At 40.3% G+C, this 14,744-nt stretch carries 13 protein-coding genes and 1 pseudogene; 6 read left to right on the top strand and 8 right to left on the bottom strand.

The genetic code is table 11. The annotated features are described in order from the left end of the window. Positions 1-9: 9 nt before the first annotated feature. Positions 10-669 carry a helix-turn-helix transcriptional regulator gene (locus CDZ94_RS15490; RefSeq protein WP_096438542.1) on the bottom strand — a complete coding sequence of 220 codons (660 nt, stop codon included), beginning with the start codon at positions 667-669 and terminating at the stop codon, positions 10-12. 788 nt (positions 670-1,457) lie between these two features. Here CDZ94_RS15490 and CDZ94_RS15485 point away from each other — a divergent pair. After that, entirely contained in the window at positions 1,458-2,345 is an 888-nt protein-coding gene (locus CDZ94_RS15485; RefSeq protein ID WP_096438540.1) for a DEAD/DEAH box helicase, read from the top strand. 484 nt (positions 2,346-2,829) lie between these two features. Here the strand turns inward: CDZ94_RS15485 and CDZ94_RS15475 are convergent, their stop codons facing one another. After that, entirely contained in the window at positions 2,830-3,339 is a 510-nt protein-coding gene (locus CDZ94_RS15475; RefSeq protein ID WP_096438536.1) for a hypothetical protein, read from the bottom strand. 506 nt (positions 3,340-3,845) lie between these two features. Between CDZ94_RS15475 and CDZ94_RS15470 the strand changes: the two genes are divergently transcribed. Together CDZ94_RS15470 and CDZ94_RS22045 are read left to right on the top strand one after the other, a co-directional pair. Beyond that, positions 3,846-4,358, top strand: coding sequence for an ImmA/IrrE family metallo-endopeptidase (locus CDZ94_RS15470; RefSeq protein WP_096438534.1), 513 nt, complete (start codon positions 3,846-3,848; stop codon positions 4,356-4,358). Positions 4,359-4,360: 2 nt separating this feature from the next. Continuing rightward, positions 4,361-5,538, top strand: a pseudogene (locus tag CDZ94_RS22045) (site-specific integrase). 89 nt (positions 5,539-5,627) lie between these two features. On the opposite strand, the gene groL reads toward CDZ94_RS22045, so the two are convergent. The 3 genes from groL to CDZ94_RS21415 all read right to left on the bottom strand — a co-directional run bounded on the left by groL (position 5,628) and on the right by CDZ94_RS21415 (position 8,163). Next, positions 5,628-7,268: a chaperonin GroEL gene (gene groL, locus CDZ94_RS15460; RefSeq protein ID WP_096438532.1), complete on the bottom strand. Its 1,641-nt coding sequence runs from the start codon at positions 7,266-7,268 to the stop codon at positions 5,628-5,630. A 144-nt stretch (positions 7,269-7,412) separates the two neighbouring features. Continuing rightward, a complete protein-coding gene (gene groES / locus CDZ94_RS15455) occupies positions 7,413-7,697 on the bottom strand; it encodes a co-chaperone GroES (RefSeq protein WP_096438530.1) in 285 nt (94 codons plus the stop codon). A 325-nt stretch (positions 7,698-8,022) separates the two neighbouring features. Beyond that, positions 8,023-8,163, bottom strand: coding sequence for a hypothetical protein (locus tag CDZ94_RS21415; protein WP_157812062.1), 141 nt, complete (start codon positions 8,161-8,163; stop codon positions 8,023-8,025). Between the two features lie 65 nt (positions 8,164-8,228). On the opposite strand from CDZ94_RS21415, the gene CDZ94_RS15450 reads away from it, so the two are divergent. Both CDZ94_RS15450 and CDZ94_RS15445 read left to right on the top strand, forming a co-directional pair. Further along, positions 8,229-8,969 (top strand): CPBP family intramembrane glutamic endopeptidase, encoded by a 741-nt coding sequence (locus CDZ94_RS15450; protein WP_096438528.1) that lies wholly within the window; start codon positions 8,229-8,231, stop codon positions 8,967-8,969. After that, positions 8,969-9,166, top strand: coding sequence for a YdiK family protein (locus CDZ94_RS15445; RefSeq protein ID WP_096438526.1), 198 nt, complete (start codon positions 8,969-8,971; stop codon positions 9,164-9,166). The genes CDZ94_RS15450 and CDZ94_RS15445 overlap by 1 nt, the downstream gene beginning before the upstream one ends. Positions 9,167-9,225: 59 nt before the next feature. Here the strand turns inward: CDZ94_RS15445 and CDZ94_RS15440 are convergent, their stop codons facing one another. From CDZ94_RS15440 to moaC, 3 genes are all read right to left on the bottom strand, one after another. Continuing rightward, entirely contained in the window at positions 9,226-10,647 is a 1,422-nt protein-coding gene (locus CDZ94_RS15440) for an MDR family MFS transporter (RefSeq protein WP_096438524.1), read from the bottom strand. Positions 10,648-10,868: 221 nt separating this feature from the next. Next, positions 10,869-11,498 carry a redox-sensing transcriptional repressor Rex gene (locus CDZ94_RS15435; RefSeq protein ID WP_210421736.1) on the bottom strand — a complete coding sequence of 210 codons (630 nt, stop codon included), beginning with the start codon at positions 11,496-11,498 and terminating at the stop codon, positions 10,869-10,871. Between the two features lie 385 nt (positions 11,499-11,883). Continuing rightward, on the bottom strand, positions 11,884-12,366 hold the full coding sequence (gene moaC / locus CDZ94_RS15430; RefSeq protein WP_096438520.1) for a cyclic pyranopterin monophosphate synthase MoaC: 483 nt from the start codon (positions 12,364-12,366) through the stop codon (positions 11,884-11,886). 391 nt (positions 12,367-12,757) lie between these two features. On the opposite strand from moaC, the gene CDZ94_RS15425 reads away from it, so the two are divergent. Further along, complete coding sequence (locus CDZ94_RS15425) at positions 12,758-14,692, top strand: ABC-F family ATP-binding cassette domain-containing protein (RefSeq protein ID WP_096438518.1); 1,935 nt, start codon at positions 12,758-12,760, stop codon at positions 14,690-14,692. The last annotated feature ends 52 nt before the right edge of the window (positions 14,693-14,744 follow it).

The raw sequence follows: 14,744 nt of genomic DNA, 5'->3' as shown, positions 1-14,744 counted from the left end.
GTTTTCTCCTTACCTTGATTTATTTTTTATTTCATCTAAATAGCTATAAACAGTGACCTTTGATATGCCTAATGAATCTGCAACCTTATCGATAGATCCCTTCATTGAAAAAATCCCTTTTTTATCCATGAAACGAATCAATTCTACCTTTTCATGGCGTTTCATAGCTGGATGAGCACTGTTTTGTATGATTTGATTAATTAAACCATCAACGATCTCCTCTACATTTTTAATCTCAGGACTTGGTTTTTCTTCTTTTTCTTCTTTTTCTTCTACTAGAACTGGTGTTGGAAGAAATGTGTTCATAAACTGTTGCATTTGAAGTAATGTTTCCACATCGAAATTAATACAGAAAGCACCGATCACTTTCTGGTTGAAATCGCGAATTAACGTTGTTGAAGAGCGAATCGTGCGTTGATCTTCTGTAACAAATGTATAACCGGCCAGATGATCTTCTTTAAAGTCTTTCGATTGTAATACCGTTGTCACGAGATGATCAAAGGATTGACCAACTTCTCTACCCGTTACATGACTATTTATTGTGAATATGACAGATGCTTGGGGGTTTGTTAAATCGTGAATAACAATTTCACAATGATGTCCAAACATTTTAGCCGTTGATTTTGCTAAGGGAATGTATCTCTCTAATATTTGCTTTTTTTCTTCCATCTCTCTCTACCTCTCAGCCCGATTATAGTTTTCGATAAAAGATATATCCTACTTTCTTAATCGTATAAGTACTTATTCTGTTTAATTAGTGGGAGTCACATATAAATTCGAATTAACTTTTTTTATTATATCATATAAAAAAATATATAAAACACCCTTATTTTAACTTTTCGTATAATTTTTTATACGTTAATGCTTGTAAGAAAGCGATTGCTCTTATTGAACAATCGCTCCCTATTCTGGAAGACTGTGGATGAAATTGCTGTAATCACAAGCCTGGAGTACTATTTTCCGCGTACGCATGGCAGGGTTATTGTTGTGCGATTTTGAGCCACTTATACGGCAAGGGGAGGTGGGAAATGAGGAGACTCTTGTGGGAAAGGATAGACTGGCTAGACCCCACAGATCGCTTCACAGACCGAGGAGGCTTGCCGTCTTCCCCGCGGAAAGCGACTTATCCCCCACCGCCCCTTATTCGCAATGAAAGTCTCGAAAATCGAGTCTTCTAGAATACTGCCCTTATCTTGAAGACTCAGCTTCAGGATAATAAACCCTTTGGTCACACAGTATTAACGAGGTCCATTTAATAGTCCCTCAATCCCGATTACGTCCATCCATTAATTACACCTCTATCACAAACGTTCGTTCCTATAATATTACAAAGTAAATAAGTAATTTAAGAACACACATACATTGAGCATTTCGAAAAATATTCCGGTCTTGAGAATCAGTCTTTAGAAGATGCTGCGGAGTGGTTACAGAATCAAGTAAAAGAAACAATTCAAAACATGTGGAATGTCATAGATATATTAGAAGAGTTAAATCATTTAGATGTAATTATTATCAAAAGCCAGAATTATTTACGTCAAGCGCACCCCTCATTGCTATCAAGAGTCGTTAAATTTTTAACCAATATTGAGCAACCAATTGATGAAGCTAACATGGTTCGAAGTGGTATTGCTTGTGAACTGCTTTCAAATCGTGACTACCATTTGTTGAAAAAGCTAGGTATAAGTACAACAGGTACTTCATTAATCAAAACTGCTCAAAAGGCTAGCTCTTTTCAAAAAATAGAAGGTATGAGGGGAATGTTCCTTTCAGAGCATAGAAGATGTCAAGATGACATCATTCGCTATTGTAACGATCTTGCTTATAATGGAAAGTTAGAGCCAATGGCTACGAAAAAGAAGGATTATGAATTTTTGCCTTATGTAGGGTATGCCAACATTGAAGGGGAAGCACAGCTAAGAGGTGGCAGTAGATATAACCAATATAAGGCTAGGGCTATTGCTCAATTGTTCAAAAACAACGAAGAACAACTAACTCTAGTAAGCGGCAAAACGATAAGTGAGACGATTGCCATCATCACACCTTTTACTCAACAGAAACTAGCTATAAAAAAAGCATTAGGCAACAATTATAAGAATGTTGTTGTTGGAACTGTCCATTCCTTACAAGGCGCTGAGAGGGATGTTATCATCTTTTCTTCTGTATATTCTAGCAATAATAGTTTCTTTTTTGATAAAGGTGTCAACATGCTAAATGTTGCAGTGTCAAGAGCGAAGCAATCTTTCTTAGTGTTTGGAAATATGAATATTTTCCATAAAGAAGGTAATAAGCCGTCTAATTTACTTGCTAGATATATGTTCTCTGATATAAATAATAAGTTAAGATGAGTTCAAAACTGCGGTGGAGTATATTGTAAAATAATTCGTTTCAATATAAAAAAAGCCTATTTTTTCGTAAAGTATAATCAAGCATAAGTCTTCATTATATGAAAACTTATGCTTGAAGTCACATTAATTATAAGTTAAATTCTTAAACTTTCTACCTTTATGTCACTATGTGTTTCAAATTTCAAGTTCTCTTTATCACTAATTGTTTCATCAAGTGAACTTCTATTAACAACCCACCTTTGCATAATTGGTTGTCGATGGAACCTGTCCCCCGCTAATTTACGTATTGGACCATGTAACCTTTCAAACCTAGCTACTTGCGCCCCTTTTCTGTCTATCCACACTAGAGGATCCTCATTACTTGGATGCCATCCAAAAAAGGTAGTCCAAATTGTAGAGGGATAACATTCTATGCTCTCATTAACAAAGTCCCCAACTCCTCCTGAAAGATATGTCATATTAAAAGGAGTTTCATAAGTTCCTTCTATTGGATCAAACCTATCAGTGGCATATAAATAAGAAGACTTGCACTAACATTATTCAGTACAAGTACATGTTCTGTTTTTCTGTCATCTCCACCGTTTTTAAAATAATACGATTTTGCTTCATTTGCTATAGTACCGGTATGGGTAGCAGATCTAGTTCCAGGCGTTCTATTAGTGTAGAGGACCGGAGTGATTTCTTCACCTTCCTGTCTAATCTCTTTCCAAGCTAAAGCAATATCCCTTAATAACGAATTCCCTTTATCACTCTCTGACACTAAGTATCCAAAAGTAATCTTATCATCTACCCTTGTATGTTTAATCTGGTAGTATTCTTTATTGTTGTTACTGTATTTCACAACTACATCGTCTAACCCTTGCGCTTTTGTAGCTTGCAATGTAACTGATTCAATCCCATTATCTGGATTAATCATATCAATCACTTTTAGAAGCCCTATTGACCACTCATACCAATAAGGATCACCGATACCCGCACTATCGTTTTTACTCATGAATTTCCCCCACTTTCTTACAATTACATCCTTCTAAATGCAGAATATAGTTTAATTCCCATAAATGTATGTTATTTATAAAATCAGTAAATTAACTAAAAATTACCTTCATAGTTTGTAAACACTCAATCAAGATCCATATAATTCAAATTATAGCATGAAATTCTTCATTACCTCGAAACTGAGTATTCCGCAATCCTTCCCGTTTTGTTGAAGACTCAGTTTCGAGATAATAGTCCTTATTCATTAATAAATTAATTCAAATTCATCTCTTTTCCACAAGAATTTCTTACAATAAATAGGAGCCGCGTCGTCTAACATTGCACGGCCCTAAAAATACTTACTTTAAAAGTCCTCTGGAGATAAATTCCTATACTTTAGGTTTTTGAGGATAAGAAATTTAAATTCCATTTACCATCACCCATATTTTTTAATCCATTTTTTGTAATAAGATATCGATTAACAGAACACACGTTCGTATAATGCTTGTAAGGATGGTGATTAGTTTGAGGTTTCCTTACTACACAACCACAATTCTAGAAGACCTAATAACTCAGTGGTATAAAAAGCACAAATTCACAGAACCGAATGATTTAAATGTTTACAGTATTGGATCAGAGTCACAAATCTTTGTGACTTGTAGACCTACTCAAGCTAGTTACATGAAAGTAGGTAAGTTTCAAGAAATTGTCTTGGATAGTCGCCTGCCATATATACAACAAAGAGAACAATTTTTTCATGAGCTTTGTCACGCTGTAAGGCATTCAGGGCGCCAATCTATCATGCCTCATCCTTTTTACGAACTTCAGGAAAGAGATGCTAGGCACTTTACTCTTTATGCCTCACTTCCCACCCATATGATTAATGAATATAACTTTGCTAACCCTGCAATTGTAGACCAGTTGTCACGTGATTTTATGATTCCAAAGAACGTTTGTATGGAACGTTTAGAAAAAATTAAGAGTCGAATTGTACCATCTATTAGATCTCCATTCTTTAATATGAAAAAGGAGGGATAAATATGGCTAATTTCCGAAAAAGAGGTAGTAGATGGTACTTTCAAATATATACCGGTATAGATCCATCCACCGGGAAAAAGAAATTCACATCTAAAGGAGGGTTTAAGACTAAAAAGGAAGCTCAGATGGCTGCAGTTGAAGTAGAAAAGGAAGTATATGAAAACACATATGTTCAAGAACAGAATATTACCTTTCAAGAATTTACTGTAGAGTGGATTAATACTTATCGTGAAACCGCTAAAATTAGTTCTGTGAGAAACCGACAGCAAAACTTGGATCACTTAAATAGATTTTTTGGAGATAAAAAAATAAAAGATATCACGCGCAAACAGTATCAAGCCATGCTTGCTTCGCTGCATAATGCAGGCTATGCGTTTAATACTTTGGATGGTATTCATGCAACAGGGAGAATGGTTTTTAGGAAAGCTGTGGAATTTAACATAATTAAGGACAGTCCTTGCGACTTTGCAAAAATTCCACGCAAAGTGGAAACCGTTGAGGAGGTAGAAAGCAGTAAAGGTGAAATTAAATTTATGGAAAAAGAAGAACTTATTCGTTTTTTAATGCTGCCAAGGAAAGTGGTATTGATAAAGACTACCCCATGTTTTTGACACTTGCTTATAGTGGGTTACGAGTAGGTGAACTAATCGCATTAAAATGGTCGGATATAGATATGGATAAAAAAACCTTAAGAGTAACCAAAACTTATTACAACCCCAACAATAGTACAAAAGAATATCAATTATTGACCCCTAAAACTAAAGGATCAATAAGAACGCTAAAAATGGACGCTGGAGTTATGGAGGTCCTCAAAAAACACAAAGAACATCAGGATGATCTCATTGAAAAAATGAAGAACGAATATACTCAACTGGATTTTGTTTTTGCTAAGGAAGCTAAGAACCTTGGATACCCTGAATTCTTAAAGACCGTAAACACCCATATGAGACGTTTATTAAAAATTAGTGGTATCGATAAGGAACTTACCCCTCACTCCTTACGCCACACCCACACCTCTCTATTAATTGAAGCAGGAGTAGGAGTTAAGGAAATTCAGCAACGATTAGGTCATGGAGACATAAACACAACTATGAATATATACGCGCATATTACTGAAAACATGGAAGAAAAAGCCTCCCAAAAGTTCAGTGAACTTATGAGAGGCTCATTAGATTTATAGTGTTTTCCCCGCCAGGTATGTCAAAAGTATGTCATTTTGACTGTAGGGATGAAGCAAAACCCTTGATATCAAGGGCCATGGGGGCATGATTACATCATGCCGCCCATTCCACCCATGCCGCCCATGTCAGGCATGCCGCCGCCAGCGCCGCCGCCATCTTCGTCTGGCTGGTCTGCGATGACTGCTTCTGTTGTTAGGAACATAGCCGCAACAGATGCTGCGTTTTGTAGGGCAGAACGTGTAACCTTCGTTGGGTCAACGATTCCTGCTTCTACCATGTTTACATAGTCGCCGTTAGCAGCGTTGAATCCGATGCCAACTGCTTCGCCTTTTAGACGCTCAACGATGATAGAGCCTTCTAGTCCAGCGTTGTGCGCGATTTGACGAACTGGCTCTTCTAGGGAGCGAAGAACGATGTTTACACCTGTTGCTTCGTCACCTAGTGCGTCAACTGCTTTAACAGCGTTGATGACGTTAACGAGTGCTGTACCACCACCGGAAACGATACCTTCTTCTACTGCTGCGCGAGTAGAGTTGAGGGCGTCTTCGATACGTAGTTTGCGCTCTTTAAGTTCTGTTTCAGTAGCAGCACCAACTTTAACCACTGCTACACCACCAGCTAGTTTAGCAAGGCGCTCTTGTAGTTTTTCTTTATCGAACTCAGACGTTGTTTCTTCAAGCTGAGCTTTGATTTGGTTTACGCGGTTTGAGATTTCTGCAGCTTCACCGTTTCCGTCAACGACTGTTGTGTTGTCTTTTGTTACAACAACTTTTGAAGCGCGACCTAGTTGAGTGATGCTTGCAGATTTAAGGTCAAGACCGAGATCTTCTGTGATTACTTCACCGCCTGTTAGTGTTGCGATGTCTTCAAGCATTGATTTACGACGGTCACCAAAGCCAGGAGCTTTAACCGCTACGGCGTTGAATGTACCGCGAAGCTTGTTCACAACAAGTGTTGCAAGAGCTTCACCTTCAACGTCTTCAGCAATGATCAAGATTGGCTTACCTTGTTGGACAACTTGCTCAAGGACAGGAAGAACTTCTTGGATGTTTCCGATCTTCTTGTCAGTGATTAAGATGTATGGGTCTTCAAGGACTGCTTCCATTTTATCGGAGTCAGTAACCATGTAAGGAGAAGCATATCCACGGTCGAACTGCATTCCTTCTACGACTTCTAGTTCAGTAGAGAAGCCTTTAGATTCTTCAACAGTGATAACGCCGTCGTTTCCAACGCGCTCCATTGCTTCTGCAATCAGTTGACCCACTTCATCGTCAGCAGCAGAAATTGCTGCTACTTGAGCAATAGATTCTTTGCTTTCGATTGGTTCAGAGATGGATTTAAGCTCTTCAACTGCTACTTTTGTTGCTTTTTCAATCCCTTTACGAATCACCATTGGGTTCGCACCGGAAGTAACGTTTTTAAGACCTTCAGCGATCATCGCTTGAGCAAGAACGGTTGCTGTTGTTGTACCGTCACCAGCGATGTCGTTTGTTTTGCTTGCAACTTCAGATACGAGCTTTGCACCCATGTCTTCAAAGTTGTCTTCAAGTTCAATTTCTTTTGCGATTGTTACACCGTCATTTGTAATGAGCGGAGAACCGAATTTTTTCTCAAGAACGACGTTACGTCCTTTTGGTCCAAGTGTTACTTTTACCGCATCTGCAAGTGCATCAACACCGCGCATCATTGCGCGACGAGCGTCTTCACTAAATTTAATATCTTTAGCCATGCTTAATCTACCTCCTAGTTTTAATAGATGATGTTCAAAAAGTTCGGGAAAAATAGCTTTCCAATCTCTCCGCGCTTATTTTTGAACACACATTTAATATGTAGGCACTTGATGCCTATTGTTTATTTTCGATCCGCAAAAAACTTAGCCGATTACTGCTAGAACGTCGCTTTCACGAAGGACTAAATATTCTTTTCCACCGTATTTCACTTCAGTGCCAGAATACTTAGAGAAGATGACGTTGTCGCCTTCTTTAACTTCTAGAGCAACACGCTCTCCGTTGTCTGTAACGCGGCCGTTACCTGCAGCAACAACTTTTCCTTCTTGTGGCTTTTCCTTTGCAGAATCCGGAAGTACGATCCCGCTAGCCGTTTTTTCCTCTTGCTCTACCAATTCAATGACAATGCGATCTCCTAAAGGTTTTAACAAGGAAAACACCCTCCTTAAATGTATTTGCGACATCTCAAGCCAAAGGACTCGATCTGCGCGGATTGTATTCTATGTTTATTAGCACTCGACCTAACTGAGTGCTAACACAATTATAATAATAATAAAATCAGATTTTTTTTGCAACCCTTTTCCCTTACTTTTCTTGCAATTTTTTCTCTTGACTCCACTTATCGTCATGCACCAATAAATACTATCGACGTTCTTAACCGAAACTATACTTGTATGGAGTCGGGTAATTTTTCGTTACACTTCCCCTTTTCCATGCCAAGTCACCAAATCGTTCTCTTTCTTGTTCTATATCACTCTATGGTACAATATGAATCGTTACGAAAACAAAATTTTGCTGGTTAAAGACGATGTCAAAAGGTGTCGGAAAATAGCTGTCACAACGCAAAGGACCATAATCCTGAAGCTTTTTAGTCGACCGCGCTCCAATTTTTTTCACCGCTCTTTTTGTCCTCCTCTTTGAATACGGCACATAAAGATCAAAGATATAAAGGAGACATCAGTGTGACAAAACGATATTGGCTTATTTTACTTGCCTTTGTACTTGTGCAATTATCTCCACTCCTATTCATTCCGCTTATTAGTGGAATGGGTATTGCTGAATCCATGGATGAACTGCAAGGCTACTCAATATTAGCAGGATTCTCACTCGGAACGATCATCATCTCTTGGCTAAGCTACAGGAGCTTGAAAAGGGATGGAGATTTTCGAGAAAAATCACCTGTCGGGGAAGCGGCTCTCTGGTCATTTATTGGTATTTTTATGGCGTTTGGTGCACAAATTGTCGCCAACCTTATTCAAATGAACCTTCTAGGTATTGAACCTGGATCTGAAAATACCGATCAAATCGTCAACATTGCCACTGCGGTACCGTTGATGGCGATTGCTGTTGCTGTTTTCGCTCCGGTAATGGAAGAAATCGTCTTCCGCCAAGTCATTTTCGGAAGTTTGTACCGCCGGTTTGGATTTTGGATCGGCGCCCTTGGAAGTGGGTTTTTATTCGCGGTCGTCCATATGGATTTCGAAAACATTCTCGTATACTTAATTATGGGAATTACGTTTTCCTATCTTTATTTAAAAACGAAACGCATCATCGTACCAATTATTGCTCATGCTGGTATCAATGGGTTTGTTATGCTTGTCCAAGTCGTATTTAGAGAAGAAATCGAAAAAATTATTGAATTGCAAGAACAGCAAGCCATTGATTTACAAGCGATCATCACAGTTATTGGAGGATTACTATAATGCGTCAGTCACCTAAGTTTTGGGCAATTCTTTACTTTCTCATTGCCACTCTGTTCCTTTTTCTTGCCACTCAGCAAAACGCAAGAACAGACGGTTGGGATTTCCTTACCATTATCCTTATGGTCGTCGCTACCATTGATTACGTAATCGCCTTCCGCTTCTTTTCAATGATTAAAAAGAAGAACAAATCAGATTAAATGAAAAGCAGTGCCGCCAAATCGATGGTAGCACTGCTTTTTTTCCACTTTATATATTCCTACGACGCCGCATGTTCACGTTCCTCCTGTTTTTTCACCTCTTTACCTAATAACCATCCTGCTGGGATCGAAATCAGCATGAAGAAGGAGATAACGAGGAAGCCTTCGGTAATCGCTTGGAGGCTCGCTTCTTCTACAGCCATTCCGTTTGCGGCCATTACTTGTGCACGGCGCACTTCAAAATACACACTCATAAAGACAATCCCTAAGGCTGAACTCATTTGTCTTAACACGTTATTCATCGCGGATCCCCTGGAAATAAACCGTTCGGGGATCGCATTCATGCCCGATGTTGTTGCCGGCATCGTACTGAGGCCCATTCCGATACCACGGATCGCGTTTAATAAAAATAACACCCAAAGACCTGTTTCCATGTTGATAAAGCCTAAAAAGACCGTTCCTACAGTAGAAAAAAGCAATCCAAACGTAACCACACCTGATGGTCCTTTGCGATCAAGGATTCGACCACCGACCGTCATAAAAACCCCGGTAAGGAGAGCCGATGGCAAAAATACGAGGCCGGTCATAATCGCACCATAACCATAGACGTTTTGAACGAGAAGTGGCAGTAAGAATATCCCGCCAAACAAGCCGATCGAACTAATAATCGACACCCAGACACTGATCGTGTAAGCTTTTATTTTAAAAATCGACAAGTCCAGTAGTGGCTGTTCTTTGCGATTTTCTATTTTCACGAAAACAAAGAGTGAGACAAGCCCTCCGAGAAGCAGCGCAATATTGAGCGGATCCTGTAAGTGAGCAAGCTCGCTAATCCTTCCTAGCGCTAAAAGAATGGCGCCTACCCCAAAGGTAACAGTAAGAAAACCGCTGCGATCAAAGGTAATATTGGCAGTACGGGCGGTTGGCTTTAAGTACATTACTGAGAAGGTCAGGCCTAACAATCCCGTTGGAATGTTACATAGGAACAACCATTGCCAAGTCCCTAGCTCAATAATAAACCCACCGAGTGTCGGGCCAATCGTTGGTGCCATCATCGCTGCAATTCCCCATACCCCTGTCGCCATTCCTCGTTCCTTTCGCGGGAACACTTCGAAGATAAACGCCATGGATAAAGGCATGATGAATCCACCACCAACACCTTGAAGCCCTCGGAAAAAAATAAGTGATGATAGATTCCAAGAAAGAGAGCCTAAAAGAGAGCCAAGGAGAAAGAGGATCATCCCGAATAAATAGAGGTTTTTTTTACCAAACTTATCACCTAAATAACCGGTTAGGGGCATCGTCATTCCCATCGTAACCATGAAAATCGTAATCACCCATCCCGTGGATACGGCGTCGGCGTTAAAGACGTCCATTAGGTGAGGAATCCCCGGGTTTAACATACTGTTGTTTAAGATAACTGTAAACGTTCCTAATAAAACCGATATAAGGACAAGCCATTTTTGCGGAATTTTTGCCACTTGCGGTTCACCTGCTTTATGTCTATCTTAAATAGAGTTTCTTAGCATTCATTTGACATCAGTAATCATGTTTCGACTCTCGAAACATCCTCTTTCTACTATACCATGAAAAGCCAGCCCATGCATGGAGAAACTACGTGGCAAGTGCTACTACGGTATCACAATGGAACCACTCTTAAAATACAAAACAAGCTGCCTAGAGAGACAGCTTGGATGCAGTGTTATAACGGATAATGCTTTAAGAAGTAAATAAGTGATTGCAGTTCCACTGAGAGATCAATATGGTGAACGCGCACGTCATCTGGGACGGAGAGGCGCGCTGGAGTGAAATTCAAAATTCCTTTAATTCCAGATTCAACAATTTGATCAGCAATGTTTTGTGCCGCTTGAGATGGAACCGTTAAAATTGCTACCTCCACACCAGAATCGACTTTTTCTTTAAAATCATCCAAATGATAAATGGGAACGTTTCCAACTTCTTGCCCTACTTTACCTTCGTCTACATCGAATGCCATTTCAATTAATGTATTATTGCTTTTTGTAAAATTGTAGTTTAAAAAGGCAGTTCCTAAGTTACCGACGCCAACAAGCGTTACTCTTGTCACTTCATCTTGGTCGAGAGTTTTCCGGAAAAAGGAGAGAAGATAATTGACATTATAACCGTACCCTTTCTTGCCTAATGCGCCAAAGTAAGAAAAGTCTCTGCGGATGGTTGCTGAATCTACTTTCACCGCTTCACTTAACTCTGATGACGACACTCTGTGTTTTCCTGACAGCTGCAAGCTTTCAAGAAATCGATAATATAACGGCAAACGTTTGGCCGTTGCTTGTGGAATTTTCGTTTGATCGATATTATCCATCATTCGCCTCCAATCTTTGTTCACTTATGAAAATGGCACCACCGTTAATCCTACGGAAGCTTCTATCTTAACGCTTAAGAGGATGTTCAAAAAGCACGCTAAAAATAGCTGTCATAGAATAGGATCTTCTGCTAAATACCGCCACGTCCTGTGGCGAACGCAGGAGTCACCCCATCCTCGGGGAAGCTCGTTGGCTTGTTTCTCGCTCCTCACGTATTACATAAGCTACGAAGAGTATCCGTCGAGACAGCTTGTAGTGATTACTACGATGTCTTGCTCGTCGCTCTGGTGCTCGAAAACTTCACCGCTTCGACCTACTCAGCACTTTTTTATGCTCCTTTTTGAACACGCACTTTAACGAAGCTCACAAGCTCGCTTACTCTTTGCGTATGTAATCACCATTTTTGCCACCTGTTTTTTCAGCAAGGTAGGTAGCCATAATGACCATCCCTTTATCAAGAGCTTTGCACATATCATAAACGGTTAACGCAGTAGCTGATGCGGCTGTTAGCGCTTCCATTTCTACCCCTGTACTCCCTTTCGTTTTCACCTGCACCTCGATGTGGAGCTTGTACTCTTCTTTTGCTTCCCACTCAAAGTGAATATCCACGCCAGATAAAGCTAACGGGTGGCACATCGGAATCCACTGAGATGTGTTTTTTGCAGCCATGACGCCTGCCACTTGAGCAACAGCGAGGACATCGCCTTTTTTCATGGTGCCTTTTTGTATACTGTCGTAAATGTCCTTGTTTACAATCACTCCCGAGCGAGCGATTGCCGTACGGATCGTTTCTTCTTTGTCAGAGATGTCGACCATCTTTGCTCTTCCTTGTTCATTAAAGTGTGTAAATGACCCCAACCGAAAATCTCCTTTCTTTCTCTTTCCTATTATTGTACACCATCAGTTCACAATCTGCACTGCGCAGAGTAGTGACGTTTTATTAAGAACAATCTTAGCTTCTGCCGATATTTTTAATTTTTCCCTTTAAGAACAGCGGTGAGCTAGTGTATCGTATCCGCTCATGTTTGTTAAATTTCGTCTCTTCTAACAGGGAAATCTATTCATTTATAACGTTCTTTCGACTACAAAAGTTGCCTCTATTAAAAGCCTTCATGTACACTTAAAGTACGTATTCAAAAGGAGCCTAAAAGGGTGGAAATGTGACAGCTATTTTTCCTGGAGTCTTGGAACTTCCCTTATTATTTAGAGAAAAATGTACATTTCAATTCCCAAGTGAGGATGACAACTAATGATTTTATTGCAATGTGTACAACTTTCAAAGTTCTTCGGTGCAGAACCGATTTTATCAAATGTTAAATTAGAGGTACAAAAAGGTCAGCGAGTAGCACTTGTCGGACGTAACGGTGCTGGAAAATCAACACTTCTGAAAATCATCGCCGGTGAAATGCCTTATGACTCAGGAGATCTAATCATCCCGAAAGATGTGTCTGTTGGCTATTTGGCGCAAAGCAGCGGACTGGAGTCCGAGCGGTCGATCTGGGATGAGATGCTCACCGTATTTGCCGATTTGCAAGGTATGGAGAAACGACTTCGTGAGATGGAAGTGTCAATGAGTGACCCTTCGATTACCGACCAAGCGGTTCAATATGAAAAACTACTCAAGGATTATGACCAGTTACAACAGGACTTTAAAGATAAAGGCGGCTATCAGTACGAAGCTGACATCCGGAGTATTTTATCCGGACTTCAGTTTGCTGACTTTGATTATTCGACTCCGATCAATTCGTTAAGCGGTGGACAAAAAACCCGGTTGGCGTTAGGGAAATTGCTTCTAACAAAGCCGGAGTTACTTATTTTAGACGAGCCGACGAACCACTTGGATATCGATACGATGACGTGGCTAGAAAACTATTTAAGTGGCTATGACGGGGCCATTTTAATCGTTTCCCATGACCGCTATTTCTTAGATCGTATTGTGGATCACGTATACGAACTGTCGTTCCAACAGACAACCAAATACATCGGTAACTATAGCCACTATTTAGATGAAAAAGCAAAACGATTAGAACTTGAACTCAAGCAATTTGAAAAACAACAAGAAGAAGTGAAGCGGTTAGAAGAGTTTGTCCAGCGAAATTTAGCCCGTGCTTCCACAAGTAAACGAGCTCAAAGCCGGCGCAACCAACTCGAGAGAATGACGCTTTTGGACCGGCCTAAAGATGATGACAAATCAGCTCAGTTTTCGTTTGGCATTAAGCGTCAAAGCGGAAACGATGTACTGTTGACTGAGAATTTAGCAGTTGGATATGAGGGTGAGTCATTAACACAAAGCATTAACTTAAAACTCACGCGAGGAGAAAGTGTGGCTTTACTCGGCCCAAACGGCATCGGCAAATCAACCCTTTTAAAAGCGATCAATGGGGCGTTAGAGCCTCTAGACGGAACCATCCGTTATGGAAGTAATGTTTCGATTGGCTACTACGACCAGGAGCAAACCCAGCTCACAACGAATAAAACAGTCCTTCAGGAGCTGTGGGACGAGTACCCAACCACCCCGGAAAAGGATATTCGAACGGTCCTTGGAAACTTCCTATTTAGTGGAGAAGACGTACTGAAGCATGTAAGGGACTTGAGCGGTGGCGAAAAAGCGCGACTCGTCCTTGCCAAACTGATGATGCAAAACGCTAATTTTCTCATTTTAGATGAACCAACAAACCATCTAGACTTGGATAGTAAAGAAGTGCTTGAAAATGCTCTTATCGACTATCCTGGTACGCTCTTATTCGTTTCCCATGACCGTTATTTCGTAAATCGGATGGCAACGCGTGTAGTAGAGCTGGCACCTACTGGACTCACCAACTACCTTGGAGATTACGATTACTACGCAGATAAAAAAGCAGAACAGCTTGAGTGGGACGCCTTGGAGGAAGAAAAACAGCAAACGAATGGCACTGACTCAGGTAGCAGCGACAAACAATCAAAACAAGATTACGAGCGTGACAAAGAGCTTAAAAAACAAGAGCGTCAGCGTCAGCGAAAAATTGACGCGATTGAAACGAAAATTGAGGATCACGAAACAACCATTGCAACAATTGAGAAGGAAATGGCCGAGCCCGATATTTATCAAAACCATGAAAAAACACTTGAACTCAACACCCAATTAGAGCAGTTGAAAACAGAAATCGACCACCTCATGGAACAATGGGAAGAATTACAGGAATAAATAAAAATGATCAGCCGGCTTTCCAAACGAGGATTGCCGGCTTTTTAGTGTC

Source organism: Alteribacter populi (genome assembly GCF_002352765.1).
GTDB lineage: Bacteria > Bacillota > Bacilli > Bacillales > Salisediminibacteriaceae > Alteribacter > Alteribacter populi.
This window is presented reverse-complemented; position numbering and strand designations above follow the sequence as displayed.